Annotated in this window: 12 protein-coding genes; all 12 read right to left on the bottom strand. The window is 70.0% G+C overall.

Annotated features, from left to right (window positions below; genetic code table 11):
* Window positions 1-16 precede the first annotated feature (16 nt).
* Window positions 17-1198, bottom strand: a complete 1182-nt coding sequence (gene glgA / locus JNO44_RS38055; protein WP_205371266.1) for a glycogen synthase — start codon at window positions 1196-1198, stop codon at window positions 17-19.
* The gene (locus JNO44_RS38050; protein WP_205368562.1) at window positions 1198-2517 is read right to left on the bottom strand and encodes a nucleotidyltransferase family protein; all 1320 of its coding nucleotides are present in this window, start codon (window positions 2515-2517) and stop codon (window positions 1198-1200) included. The genes glgA and JNO44_RS38050 overlap by 1 nt, the downstream gene beginning before the upstream one ends.
* 13 nt (window positions 2518-2530) lie before the next feature.
* A complete protein-coding gene (locus tag JNO44_RS38045; protein ID WP_205368561.1) occupies window positions 2531-3283 on the bottom strand; it encodes a MinD/ParA family ATP-binding protein in 753 nt (250 codons plus the stop codon).
* Window positions 3284-3342: 59 nt separating this feature from the next.
* Complete coding sequence (locus JNO44_RS38040; RefSeq protein WP_205368560.1) at window positions 3343-4596, bottom strand: PP2C family protein-serine/threonine phosphatase; 1254 nt, start codon at window positions 4594-4596, stop codon at window positions 3343-3345.
* A gap of 7 nt (window positions 4597-4603) precedes the next feature.
* Entirely contained in the window at window positions 4604-5068 is a 465-nt protein-coding gene (locus JNO44_RS38035) for an ATP-binding protein (RefSeq protein ID WP_205368559.1), read from the bottom strand.
* 13 nt (window positions 5069-5081) lie between these two features.
* On the bottom strand, window positions 5082-5393 hold the full coding sequence (locus JNO44_RS38030; RefSeq protein ID WP_205368558.1) for an STAS domain-containing protein: 312 nt from the start codon (window positions 5391-5393) through the stop codon (window positions 5082-5084).
* A gap of 75 nt (window positions 5394-5468) precedes the next feature.
* A complete protein-coding gene (glgX, locus tag JNO44_RS38025; protein WP_205368557.1) occupies window positions 5469-7574 on the bottom strand; it encodes a glycogen debranching protein GlgX in 2106 nt (701 codons plus the stop codon).
* A complete protein-coding gene (locus tag JNO44_RS38020) occupies window positions 7571-7918 on the bottom strand; it encodes an STAS domain-containing protein (protein ID WP_240167853.1) in 348 nt (115 codons plus the stop codon). Before JNO44_RS38020 ends, glgX begins: the two co-directional genes overlap by 4 nt.
* Complete coding sequence (locus JNO44_RS38015) at window positions 7915-9771, bottom strand: AGE family epimerase/isomerase (protein ID WP_240167852.1); 1857 nt, start codon at window positions 9769-9771, stop codon at window positions 7915-7917. The genes JNO44_RS38020 and JNO44_RS38015 overlap by 4 nt, the downstream gene beginning before the upstream one ends.
* The gene (locus JNO44_RS38010) at window positions 9764-10234 is read right to left on the bottom strand and encodes a VOC family protein (protein WP_205368556.1); all 471 of its coding nucleotides are present in this window, start codon (window positions 10232-10234) and stop codon (window positions 9764-9766) included. The genes JNO44_RS38015 and JNO44_RS38010 overlap by 8 nt, the downstream gene beginning before the upstream one ends.
* Complete coding sequence (locus JNO44_RS38005; protein ID WP_205368555.1) at window positions 10234-10836, bottom strand: DJ-1/PfpI family protein; 603 nt, start codon at window positions 10834-10836, stop codon at window positions 10234-10236. The genes JNO44_RS38010 and JNO44_RS38005 overlap by 1 nt, the downstream gene beginning before the upstream one ends.
* Window positions 10829-12382: a GMC family oxidoreductase gene (locus JNO44_RS38000; protein ID WP_205368554.1), complete on the bottom strand. Its 1554-nt coding sequence runs from the start codon at window positions 12380-12382 to the stop codon at window positions 10829-10831. The genes JNO44_RS38005 and JNO44_RS38000 overlap by 8 nt, the downstream gene beginning before the upstream one ends.
* Window positions 12383-12384: the final 2 nt, after the last annotated feature.

Raw genomic sequence — 12384 nt, 5'->3', positions numbered from 1 at the left:
ACACCACTCACACCGCTCACACCACTGACCGGTAGATCTCGTGGACCTGTGCGGCGATGGCTGGCCAGGAGAAGTGCTCGGCCGCGCGGTGGCGGCCGGCCCGGCCCATCCGGCGGGCCCGCTCCGGGTCCGCGAGCAGCTCGTTGAGGCAGGACGCGAGGTCCTGGGCGAAGCCGTCCGCGTCGGCCGGTTCGCCCCCGTCGTCCGGGCCGGCCTCGATGGGGACCAGCAGCCCGGTCTCGCCGTCGGCGACCACTTCCGGGATGCCGCCGACGGCCGTGGCGACGACCGGCGTCCCGCACGCCATGGCCTCCAGATTGACGATGCCCAGCGGCTCATAGACGGACGGGCAGGCGAACACGTCGGCGTACGAGAGCAGTTGCCGGAGGGCGCCGCGGGAAAGCGGTTCCCGGACGTGCACCAGGTCGACGCCCTGGGCCCTCACCTCCTGCGCCAGTCCGGAGAACTCGGACGCGATCTCCGCGGTGTCCGGGGCGCTCACGCACATCACCAGCTGGGTGCCGGGTGCCAGATACGGCGCGGCCCGCAGCAGATGGAGCAGGCCCTTCTGCCGGGTGAGGCGGGCGACGCAGGCCACGGTGGGCCGGTCGGTGCGGATGCCGAGCGGCGTCAGTTCCGCGGTGCCGGGGTCGGGGGCGAACTCCTCGGTGTCGACGCCGTTGTGGACCACGACCACCCGGTCGGGGTCGAGTTCGGGGTAGCAGTGCAGTAGGTCGTCCCGCATCGCGTGGGAAACGGCGATGAGCCGGTCGGCTCCGAGGACTGCGGTGCGCTCGCAGAAGAGGGACAACTGGTAGCCGCCTGCGAGCTGTTCGGCCTTCCACGGGCGCAGGGGCTCCAGACTGTGTGCGGTGAGCACATGGGGTGTCCCGTGCAGCAGCTTGGCGAGATGGCCGGCGAGGTTCGTGTACCAGGTGTGGCTGTGCACCACGTCGGCTCCGGCGGCGGCCGCCGCCATGGCCGGGGCGACGCCGATCACGTGCAGGGCGGGGTTGGCGCCGGTAGGTTCGGAGGGGATCCGGTGGGCCGTGACGTGCGGTTCCGGGCGCGGTGTGCCGAAGCAGTGCACCTGGAGGTCGACCAGCCGGCGCAGTTCCCGGGAGAGCCGGTAGACGTGGACGCCCGCGCCGCCGTAGACGTCCGGCGGGTACTCCCGGCTCAGCAGAGCGGCCCGCATCACGCCGCCCTCCCCAGCCCGCGCAGCACGTCCTGCAAACACGAGAGTTCGGCACCGGGCGATATGCCGAGGCCGCCATGGATCTCCAGCTGCGGATACACCCGCACTCCGCTGAGCCGGGTCCCCGCCCCTATCCGCACTTCGTCCCCCAGGGCGCAGAAGCCCAAGAGGACCACGGGGCGGCGGACGGTGGAGCGGATGTCGACCATGGCTCCGAGGAAGGTGTCGGAGATCCTGGCGCCGGGGCCGATGACGCTGTGGTCGCCGCAGGCCACGCCGCGCAGCACGCTCCCTGCGCCGATGTCGACGCCGTCTCCGATGTCGGAGTCGGTGAGGGCCACTCCCGGGCCGATCTCCACGTCCCGGCCGATGCGGACGCCCGGTCCGATGTGGACCGTGCCCTCGGTGATCTTCTCTGCCAGTGTCCGGCCGGTGGCCTCGTCCTTCAGGCACAGGCTGCTCCGATGGATCCGGGCACCGGCGAAGGGACTCGGCGGTGGGTCGATACGCCCGCTGAGCAGCGGGTACTCGTCGTGGAGAACCTCGCGCAGGGTGGTCAGGTAGTCGCGCGGGCTGCCCAGATCACCGAATCTGGCGATCGGGAAGGAGGCCACCCGGTGGCCGTGCCCGGCGAGGTAGGGCAACAGGTCCCCGCCCCAGTCCAGGCTGCGTAGGGCGAGCGCGGCGAGTGCCGATTCGCGTCCGGCCAGCCGCAGCCGGTGGCAGTCGACGAGGTACATGCCGGCGTTGGTCTCGACCTGGCTTCCGCCTCGCGCGAGCTCGCTCAGCTCCGGTTTCTCCAGGAATCGCCGCACCAGTCCGTCCGGGCCCCGCTGCACCACCCCGTACTTGCCCGCGGCCTCGGCGGGCGGGCGGAGCACGGAGGCGACGGTGACCACGGCGTCGGCGGCCCGGTGGGCGCGGATCATGGCGTCGAGGTCGAAGTCGAAGACCGAGTCGGAGGGGAAGACCAGGGCGAGTCCGTCGAGGTCCCAGTGCTCCAGGCAGCGCAGGGTGGCTTCCCCGGATCCGGTGTTGCCGCTGTCGAAGCGGGTCCGGGAGTAGCGGACCGAGACGCCCAGGCGTTCGCCGTGCTCCAGGATCGCTTTGGTCTGGGCCCGGTTCTGTCCGCCGTTGGCCGCCACGAAGAACCGGTCGACACCTTGGCTCCGCAGCGTCTGCACCGCCCACTCGATCAGGCTGCGGCCGGCCAGGGACATGGCGGCCTTGCTGCGCAGGCAGCCCGGGGAGTGCAGGGTCAACGGCCGGGCGCGCACTCCCTGTCCACCGACCAGTGCTATCCCGGAAACACCGTCCATCGTCACCGTCACCTCAGTCCTCGTACAGCAGGGAAGGAATCACCGCGCGGAATTGCGCCACCAGCGGGTGGCCCGGGTGGGCCGCGGCGAACAGCCGGTCGCCCGCGACGCAGGCCAGCTCCGGCGCGTAGGGCAGGACCGCCGTAGCGGCCGTTCCGTATGCGGCTTCTGCGCGCTGCCTGGCATGGTGTCCGTCCGTTCCCGGCGGCACCATGTTCACCACGAGCGCATGGCGCGAGCAGCCGAGCTGGTGGGCGAAGTCGATGGTCTCGCCGGCTCCGGTGAGGTCGAGCCGGCAGGACCTGGTCACCACGATCAGCCGGTCCGCGCTGGCCACCGCGGTCACCGTCTCGTTGTTGATGCCCGCGTGGGTGTCGAGCAGGAGTACGTCGAGCCGTAGCGCCTCGACGAGCCGGTCGAACCCCTCGCGCAGCAGACCCACGTCGTACCCCTCGGCGATGATCTCGTGGATCCCGGAGGTCTCCGCCCGCGCCGGCACCAGGAAGAGTCCGGCGCCGCCGGGGACGGTGGGCACGGCGGCTGCCGCGTCCTCGACCTCGCACCGTCCGATCAGGTACTCGGCGAGGGTGGCCCGGGGCGCGAGCGTCGTCAGCCCGAACAGCACATGGGCCGCCGGCGACTGGAGGTCGGTGTCCACCAGCGCGACCCGCAGTCCGGCCTCGGCCATCAGCCGGGCGAGGTTGGCCGCGATACTGGATCTTCCGGTACCGCCGCGGTGCGAATGCATTGCGATGATCTGTGCCATGGGCCGTCCGATCCCGTCCGGTTGTCCCGTCGTCGAGCCGCGTGTGCTGCCAAGGCCGGTCAGCCCGCTGCGACCGCCCGGTTGACGGCCATCATGGTGATGTCGTCGTGCTGCTCGGCGGAACCGCTGTGCTCCCACAGGGCGCCCTCGACACGGGCGAGCAGCGCCCGTCCGGACGGCACCGGCTCCCGCAGCAGTTCCAGGAGGCGGTCGTCGCCGAAGAACTCGCCCGCGGCATTGCGGGCTTCGGGCACTCCGTCCGTGTAGACGAAGAGCGTGTCCCCGCGCCGTACCTTCGCGTATCCCAGGGAGAAGGCGCAGTCGGGGATGACGCCGACGGCCGGGCCGGTGGGTTCCAGCGGGTGTGGCGGACCGCCTTCCCTGGGGATCAGAAGCGGTGGGTTGTGGCCGCCGTTGATGTAGACGAGGTTGCCGGTGACGGGATCCAGGACGCTGAAGAACATCGTCGCGAAGTAGCCCTGGCCGCTGTGGTTGCGGGTGAGATAGCCGTTGGTGCCGACCACCGCGTTCATCAGCGGGGTGGCCCCCACGACAGGGATCATGTGGGCTCCGCCCGGTCCGCCGTCGCTCTGGTCGGGCATGAGCTGGTTGGCCGTCATCAGGCTCTGCAGACCGCTGTGTTCGGCGGTGTGCCGGAGCAGGCTGCGGATGAGGGCCATGAAGAGAGCGGCGCCCACTCCCTTGTCGCAGACATCGGCCACGACCAGTGCGAGCCTGCGGCGGTTGACCAGCTCGAAGACGTCGTAGAAGTCACCGGCCACGTTCCTGGCGGGACTGAAGCGCACGTCGAGATCCCAGCCGTCGAGCATCGGGAGCCCTTCCGGCAGAAACCCTTCCTGAATCTCCCGCCCGATCCTCAACTCCCGCTCATAGCTGAGGAGTTCCGCTTGCGCCTCCACTTCCTCCATGGTCCGGCTCAGCTTGGCCCGCTCGTAGCAGCTGCGCAGGCGGGCCCGGACCAGCGGGGGAAGGAAGGGGGGCACCAGGTAGTCGTGGCCGAGCTTGATGTGCTGGTCGAGGGCGGCGAAGTCCTGCTCGGTGTAGACGACCACGATCGGGGTCGGGCCCGTCTCGCTCATCCGCCGACTCACAGCCCGGACGGTGCGCGGCGGCATGGTCGCCGGTGCCAGCAACACCTCGGCCACAGGGACCGGCTGCTCGTCTCCGGCGGCGCCGAGTGCTGCGTCCGGGGTGCGCACCGTGAAGGCGACCTTCTCATGAGCGAGGGCGCTCAGCAGGTCGGGGGGCGGGTTTCCCTCCGGGTGTACCAGGAGGGCTGTGGCATCGGACATGTCCGCCTCACTTCGGGGTGGGGTCGTCGCCGCACCGGTCGTCGGGACGGTCGTCGTGGTCATGGCGCCGGATCACCAGGGTGCTGCTGTTGTGATCGTCGGCGTAGCTGTGGCTGAAGTCGTCCAGGGAGGTGAGGGCCAGATGGATTCCCAGGCCCCCGATGGTGCGCTGTGCCAGGGGCAGCTGGGTCTGCGGTGGCACGCGGTTGGCGCCGGGGTCGAAGCGGGGCGCGTCGTCCTCCATACGGATCCAGACGGTGTCCTCGTCCATGCCGCCGACGATGCGCAGTTCGCCCGGGCTTTCGCGGTAGCCGTGCATGACCACGTTGGTGGCCAGTTCGTCGGCGGCCAGGCGTAAACGGTAGGAGGGCTCGTCCGGGAGCCCGGCCTGCCCGGCGAGGTCCAGCACGTAGCACGCGATCTCGTCGAGGGAGGCCAGTGTGGCCGGCAGGCACAGGGCGTTCAGCTGCATGGCCGGTTCGCCGTCACTCGTCGACGAGGGTGACGCTGCGGTCGAAGCCGGCCTGCCGGATCGTGCGGGCCACGGGCGCGGTGGCGCCGGCCACGGTGATCCGCACGTCTTCGCCCATCTTCTGCCGGGCGAAGACGAGGGAGCGCAGTCCGGCGCTGGCCATGTAGGTGAGGTGGTGGGCCTTGATGGCTACGTGCCCGACGCCGGCGGCCGCGGCCTTCTCGATCGTGTCGTGGAAGGCGGGCGCGCTGGCGGCGTCCAGTTCACCGCTGAGTTCGATGGTCGCGGTATCGGCCGAGGTGGTGACTGAAACGGAGAAGGGCATGGCGGGTCTGCGCTTTCTGTGCGGGCCGGTGGGGTTGTCCTCGGTACGGGTGAGGTCAGTGCGTCGGGGTCGTGGTCAGGGACGGGCGAGCAGGATCACCGTCGAGCGCGGCGCGATCCGGTAGTGCCCGGGGACCTCCAGGGGCATCTCCTCGCCCGGATCGCGGATGTCCTGCGTAGGCTCGGCGGCGGTGTCCACGACCAGGTGCCACTCCGTTCCGGGTTCCGGCCGCGGCAGTTCGAGGTCGTGGGGTTCCCAGTGGGCGTTCATCGCCACGTAGATCTGCTCGTCGCCGGAGCGCATCAGTGCCAGCAGCCGGCTCTCCGCGGACCAGTCGGGTTGCCAGGCCCGTACGCCGTGCCAGCTGATGTCGGCGGGCCCTGCGGCGTCCGGAGCGGGCCCGCCTGGGTGGCAGGGGCTGCGCAGCAGCGGATGCGCGTGCCGGAAGGCGATCAGGCAGCGGACGAACCGGTGCAGCTCCGCATAGGTGTCGCGCCGGTTCCAGTCGAACCAGGACAGCTCGTTGTCCTGGCAGTAGGTGTTGTTGTTGCCGGACTGGGTGCGTGCCGTCTCGTCGCCCGCCAGCAGCATGGGAATGCCCTGGCTGGTGAGCAGGACAGCCATGGCGTTCTTCATCTGCCGTATGCGCAGTCGCAGGACGTCCGGGTCGTCGGTGGGCCCCTCGACGCCGCAGTTCCAGCTGTGGTTGTCGTCGGCTCCGTCGGTGTTGCCCTCCCCGTTGGCCTCGTTGTGCTTGGTGTCGTACGAGACCAGATCGTGCAGGGTGAAGCCGTCGTGCGCCGTGACGAAGTTGACCGAGGCAGTGGTGCCGCGACCGGTGTAGAGGTCGGGTGAGCCGGCGATCCGGGTGGCCAGCTCGCCGACGGTGCCCGGGTCGCCTCGGAGGAACCGGCGCACCGCGTCGCGGTACTTGCCGTTCCACTCCGCCCAGCGGCCGTAAGCGGGGAAGGCCCCCACCTCGTAGAGGCCGGCGGCGTCCCATGCCTCCGCGATCAGCTTGCAGTGGCGCAGGACGGGGTCGTGGGCGAGCTGTTCCAGCAGCGGCGGGTTGGCCAGCGGGGTGCCGTCGGGTGCCCGGTCGAGGATGGCCGCCAGGTCGAAGCGGAAGCCGTCGATGTGGTACTGGGAGACCCAGTGGCGCAGGCAGTTGAGGACGAAGTCGCGGACGACGGGGTGGTTGCAGTTGACGGTGTTGCCGGTGCCGCTGAAGTTGTAGTAGTCGCCGGCCGGCGTGAGCATGTAGTACGTGGCGTTGTCGAGGCCGCGGAAGGAGATCGTCGGGCCCTGTTCGTTGCCTTCCGCCGTGTGGTTGAAGACGACGTCTAGGACGACTTCGATGCCGGCCGCGTGCAACTCCTTGACCAGCGCCTTGAACTCGTCGGCCTGCATACCGAAGCGGCCGGTCGCGGCATAGCCGGCCTTCGGGGCGAGGAAGCCGATGGTGTTGTAGCCCCAGTAGTCGAGGAGGGGTTCGCCGGTCGCCGGGTCGCTGCGCGGGTTGTCGTGCTCGTCGAACTCGAAGACCGGCATGAGTTCGACGCAGTTGACGCCCAGCTCCTTCAGATACGGGATCTTCTCCCGTAGTCCCGCGTAGGTGCCCGGGGCGGTCACCCCGGACGACGGGTGGCGGGTGAAGCCGCGCACATGGAGCTCGTAGACGACCAGGTCGTGGGCCGGGAGGCGCAGGGGCGCGTCGTCGCCCCAGTCGAAGTCGTCGAGGACCGTCCGGGAGCGGTAGGGACAGGGGCGGTCGCGATCCGGTTCGGCACCCCACTCGTCGCGTCCAGAGATGAGCCGTGCGTACGGATCGGTGAGGACGCGGGTGGCGTCGAAGCGGTCGCCGCGCTCCGGGTCGAACGGGCCGTCGGCGCGGAACCCGTACTCCAGGCTCTCGGCGTCCAGCCCGAAGACGGTCATGGCGTAGACGCTGCCGATGCGGAACGAAGGGGGGAATTCCAGCTCGGCCAGCGGTTCCCGCGCGCCGGGCTCGAAGAGGACGAGCCACATCCGGGTGGCGCGGTCGGAGTAGACGGAGAAGTTGATCCCGCCGGGAACGAGACAGGCGCCGAAGGGCAGCGGGCTGCCGGCCCGGACGTGGTGGCCGGCGATGCGGTGGGTGGGGTAGGCGTCGATGCGTACACGGTTGTCGGCGGTGGTCATTCGCGCAGGGCTCCCGGGTCGCAGGCGGCCTTGTCGCGGATGTCGAAGAAGCCCAGGAATCCAGTGGAGGACATCACGAACCGGACCTCCTCCGACAACCCGACCAGGATGGTGCGGGTCTGCTCCCGCAGTGCCCGCCGGTGCACCAGGAGCAGGGTGCGCAGTCCGGCGCTGGAGATGTAGGGGACCTGGGAGAGGTCGATGAGGGTGGTGCGGCTGCGCCCGATGAGCGGCAGGATCCGCTCCTGGAGTGCGGCCGAGGTCACGCTGGTGATCTCGCCTTCGAGTTCCACGACCGTGACGCCGTCCTGGTCGGAGGACCGGACTGCCACCTCGTGCATCATGACCGCGACTCCGTGGCCCGGGCCGGCTGAGCCGGCTGGAGGCGCACGCGTACCTTGATCCGGTCCGCGGACTGCGGCAGGCGCACCGTGAGCGCATTGGCGTCGTAGTCGTAGTACGGGTTGCCATCGGTCTCGACCTCGGCGATCCGCACCGACCCCGGGGGCAGCAGATCGGGGGCGACGCGCAGCACTCCGCCTTCCAGTCCGGCCGGATCCGGCTTGAACCAGAAGTCCATCGGCTGGCCGTGGATGAGCAGGTTGTTGTAGACGGCGGCGAGGTAGCACAGCTCGGTGGTGTGGTACATGCACATGGAGTGGCTGCCCTTGAGCCGTTCCGTGCCAAGTAGATACGGCAGGCCGGAGGCGAGCACGTTGAAGTAGACGGCGCCCTCGTCGTGGTCGAGGAAGAAGGCGTTGTAGAAGGACTCCGCCCGGCGTGCTTCGGACAGGAAGTCGTCCCGCCCGGTGATCCCGTTGAGGATCAGGTAGGCGAGGATCGCCTGCTCCTGCTGCCACCACGCCTTGCGGTCGTGCCAGGCGAAGCGGTGGGACGTCTCGCCGGCTCGGAGGATCCGCTCCACGACGTCGTACCACCCGCCGCGTTGGCGGTCGCTGCCGACCGCGGGCATCAACTCGCCTATGGAGACGGCCGTGTCGACGTATGCGGGCTTGGGACGCAGCGAGTGCATCCGCATCAGGTTCCAGGCGATCTTGAGGTTGTGGCCGACGACCGCACGGTCCTGCTGCCAGCCGTGGGTGGTGTCGGGCGACCAGTCGCGGTGGAACCGCTCCTGCACGAAGGGGCTGTTCTTGCGGTCCGGGAAGCGCTCGACGATGGTGTCGAAGGTGTACTCCAGCATCTCGGCGTGCCGGTCCTCGCCGGTGGCCAGGTAGAGGTTGACCAGGTAGGCGGGGGCATGGTCGCCCACCGAGTTCCAGTTCTTGCGCGACGCGTTCGGCCCCAGGGACTCGTGGTCGGGGCGGAAGAGGATCGGGTCGATGTGCGAGAAGTACCCGCCCTGTTCCCGGTCGAGGAAGAACCGGTCGAACAGTCGCAGGGTCCCGTCGACGTCGCTCCTGATCCGGGGGTCGGCGGTGATCCGGTAGGTCTGCACAGGTCCGGCGAGCGCGTAGATCTGCTCGTACGCGGGAATGGCGTCGTAGTCGTCGGAGAACTCCGAGGTGTACAGCTTCTTCTCGGTGTCACCATCGACGCTGACACCGTGGTACCAGTAGACGACGTCTTCCTCGGGGTCGACCACGCGCATGTGCTCGCGCAGGTATTCGGTGCCGCGCTCCGCGATCTCCAGGTACTCGTCCCGGCCGGTCAGCAGGAAGACCGTGGCCATGCCGTAGACCATCCGGGAGATGGTGTCGGTCTCCTGGACGTGGCTGCCGGTCTTCTCGCCGCCGAGCTTCAGCATGGTCCGGTACTGGGCGTAGTCCACCGGTCCGTCGCCGAACTGGGCCCGGCGGTGGAAGTCGGCGATGCTCACCAACTGCCGTGTCCACCAGTCGGTTTCCTCGAACCGGTAGGTGCCGGAGCGCCGACCGGGGAAGATCAGCCGCTTCGCCTCGATCAGGGTCCGGTCGCCCTGGGGGTAGAAGATCGCGTACACGAAGAGGAAGCGGCCGGGTTCGAGCATCGCATCGAGGTGGCTGCCGGCGTCCGCGTACGGCTCCTCCAGATTGCGCAGGAGTTCGGCGACCACCTCGTCGGTGAGCGTGACGTCGACTTCCCGTTCGTCCGCGGTGGCCAGGCGAACGCGTCGGGCCTCGGGGTCGTACGCGACGACCCGGCCGGCGATGGTGTCGGAGAAGGTGAAGTTCACCGCGTCAGGTATGTCAGGCATGGAGTGAGCCGTCCCTTTCCTTGAGGGGTGCCGCATCGAGGTCGATCGCGTCCTGGTCCCGGAATCCCTGGCCGACCTCGACGATCACGCCGTCGGGGTCGCGCAGCCACACGGACCGCCAGCCCGGAATGACGTCGTCGAAGGCCAGTGGCCCGAGCGTCACCTCGGCCTCGTCGCCCAGGGCGGCGAGGAAGTCCTCGACGCTGTCGGTCTGGAAGGCGAGGTGGCGGATGCTGCCGGGATGCGGCGGCCCGTCGGCCCGGCCGGGGGCATTCTGGTCCTGGCCGGCGGATACCTCGCGGGCCGGGAAGAGTTCGAGGTAGGCGCCGCCGTTGCGGAGGAAGACGATCTGCCGGTCGCCGACCGGTACCACACGCGCCCGGTGGAAGCCGAACCAGCGGGTGTAGAAGTCCTCGGTCAGCTGCTGGTCGCGGCAGTTGAGGCCGACGTGTGCCCAGTGCATCAGCGGGGCTTCCTCTGGATCAGGAGATCGATAAGGGTCCGGGCGAAGAGGTGGTGGTGCTCGCCCGTGCGGCCGGTGACCAGGTCGCCGTCGACGACGACGTCCTGGTCCACGTACGCGGCGCCCATGTTCCGTACGTCGCCGACCAGGTTGTTGTGGCAGACGACCTTGCGGCCGCGCACCGCCTGCGGGATGGAGGAGGCCAGCCACAGGCCGTGGCAGATGATCCCCTTGACCACCCCCGGCTCGGCGAACGCGCGGCGCAGCAGATCGGCGGCGGGTGCCAGGCGGTCCACGTCCTCGGTGTAGCGCAGCCGGTCGGCCACCATGCCGGAGGGCACGATCACGGCGGCGTACTCGCTTAGCTCCGCGGCAGTGAGCCCTTCCAGACCCCGGTCGACGGTGAACGGGGCCCGGTACTCGTGGCCGGTGAAGGTCAGGCCGGGCTGCCCCCACAACCGGGTGAGGAAGTCGACCCTGGCTCCCTCCTCCGCGAACCGGTGGCGGTAGTAGAAGATCTCGGGCTCGTAGAAGTCGCTCTCCATCAGCACCGCGATCCGGGTGCCGGAGAGAGGTCCTTCCCTGAGCGCCACATCAGTCATGGGTCACTCCCCTGATCAGGTCGGCCGCCTTTTCGGCGATCATCACGACGGCGGTGTGCGGGTTGCCGGACGGCACCGCGGGCATCACGCTCGCGTCCGCCACCCGCAGCCCCCGCACGCCGTGGACGCGCAGCTGCGGATCCACCACCGAGAGGTCGTCGACGCCCATCCGGCAGGAGCCGGCTTGGTGGTGGTAGCTGTCCGCGGTGCGCCGGACGAAGGCACGGAGGTCGGGGTCGGAGGTGAGCGCGGGTCCAGGCCGGAGCTCCTGCTTGTTCCAGGGGGAGAAGGCCGCGGTGGCGGTGATCTCCCGGGCCAGCCGCACGCCCTGTACGAGACGCTCCACATCGGAGCGGTCGGCGAGGTAGTTGGGGTTGACCAAGGGCCTGGCGAGCGGATCCGCGTGGGGGAGCCGGACCCAGCCGCGCGAGGCCGGGCGCACCACGCCGGGCAGGATGCTCACCGTGTCGGGGTGCTCCCCGGCGACGGAGTTGTCGAACGGTGTGTGGACGAAGGCCAGTTGGAGGTCGGGGGCGGGCAGTCCGTCCGCGGAGGTGGTGAACAGCGCGCTCTCGGAGAGGTTCTGGCGGGCCGCCGGAACCGCGGTGCGGGACTCGGTCATGACGGCCGTGAGCACATGGTTGTGGAAGTTCTCCCCTACTCCGGGCAGGGCGGCCGTCACCTCGATGCCGACGTCTCGGAGGTGGTCCGGTCCGCCGAGGCCGGAGAGCATCAGAAGCTTGGGGGACTCGATCGCGCCTGCCGCGAGGATCACCTCGCCCGCGGCGCATGCCTGGTGCAGGCCCGGCCGGACCGGCTCGCCGTGCGCGTCCCGGACCTCCCGGCCGTCGGTGCCAGGCTGCTCCGGACGTTGGAGATACTCCACACCCATACAGGTGTCCCCCTCCACGACGAGCCCGACGGCCTGGGCGTTGCAGCGCAGAGTGAGGTTGGGACGGCCGAGGGCCGGCTCCAGGTAGGCGGCGAGGGCACCGTGGCGCCGCCCGTCGACGACATCGAGGTGGTGCCACCCGGCGCCCTGCATGACGCCTGCGCTGAAGTTGAAGTCCGCCACCGTCTCATGGCCCAGCTCGGCGCAGGCGTCGAGGAAGGCCCGGGAGGCAGGGTTGGGGTCGTGGTGGGCCGCGGAGGCGGACGAGGGGACCGCCAGCCGCTCGAAGTACGGCCGAACGTCCTGGTAGGCCCAGCCCGCGGCGCCCTGGTAGGCCCAGTTGTCGAAGTCCGAGGGGTGACCGCGGACGTGCATCATGAGATAGAGGTTGCTGCTGCCGCCCACCGCGCGACCACGCGGTTCCCGGGTCACCCGACCGCCCAGGCCCGGCTGCGGAGTGCTGCGGTAGCGCCAGTCGATCCGGCCGCCGAGCAGTCGGAGCCAGGCGGTGGGGTCGTCCACCTCCCAGGGGATACGGCCGGTGCCGGCCTCCAGCAGCAGGACGCGTACCTCGGGGTCCTCGGTCAGCCGGGCGGCCAGCACGCTGCCGGCCGTGCCCGCTCCGACGACGATGTAGTCGAACTCTTCCTTCATGG

It is taken from the genome of Streptomyces noursei (assembly GCF_016917755.1).
GTDB classification, from domain to species: domain Bacteria; phylum Actinomycetota; class Actinomycetes; order Streptomycetales; family Streptomycetaceae; genus Streptomyces; species Streptomyces yunnanensis.
This window is presented reverse-complemented; position numbering and strand designations above follow the sequence as displayed.

What these genes read in the sequence shown, in the direction of transcription:
- glgA (WP_205371266.1), bottom strand. Translation starts at nt 1,198, where the DNA reads ATGCGGGCCGCTCTGCTGAGCCGGGAGTACCCGCCGGACGTCTACGGC.
- JNO44_RS38015 (WP_240167852.1), bottom strand. Translation starts at nt 9,771, where the DNA reads ATGCCTGACATACCTGACGCGGTGAACTTCACCTTCTCCGACACCATC.
- JNO44_RS38005 (WP_205368555.1), bottom strand. Translation starts at nt 10,836, where the DNA reads ATGACTGATGTGGCGCTCAGGGAAGGACCTCTCTCCGGCACCCGGATC.
- JNO44_RS38000 (WP_205368554.1), bottom strand. Translation starts at nt 12,382, where the DNA reads ATGAAGGAAGAGTTCGACTACATCGTCGTCGGAGCGGGCACGGCCGGC.
- JNO44_RS38035 (WP_205368559.1), bottom strand. Translation starts at nt 5,068, where the DNA reads ATGCAGCTGAACGCCCTGTGCCTGCCGGCCACACTGGCCTCCCTCGAC.
- JNO44_RS38050 (WP_205368562.1), bottom strand. Translation starts at nt 2,517, where the DNA reads ATGGACGGTGTTTCCGGGATAGCACTGGTCGGTGGACAGGGAGTGCGC.
- JNO44_RS38040 (WP_205368560.1), bottom strand. Translation starts at nt 4,596, where the DNA reads ATGTCCGATGCCACAGCCCTCCTGGTACACCCGGAGGGAAACCCGCCC.
- JNO44_RS38030 (WP_205368558.1), bottom strand. Translation starts at nt 5,393, where the DNA reads ATGCCCTTCTCCGTTTCAGTCACCACCTCGGCCGATACCGCGACCATC.
- glgX (WP_205368557.1), bottom strand. Translation starts at nt 7,574, where the DNA reads ATGACCACCGCCGACAACCGTGTACGCATCGACGCCTACCCCACCCAC.
- JNO44_RS38010 (WP_205368556.1), bottom strand. Translation starts at nt 10,234, where the DNA reads ATGCACTGGGCACACGTCGGCCTCAACTGCCGCGACCAGCAGCTGACC.
- JNO44_RS38045 (WP_205368561.1), bottom strand. Translation starts at nt 3,283, where the DNA reads ATGGCACAGATCATCGCAATGCATTCGCACCGCGGCGGTACCGGAAGA.
- JNO44_RS38020 (WP_240167853.1), bottom strand. Translation starts at nt 7,918, where the DNA reads ATGATGCACGAGGTGGCAGTCCGGTCCTCCGACCAGGACGGCGTCACG.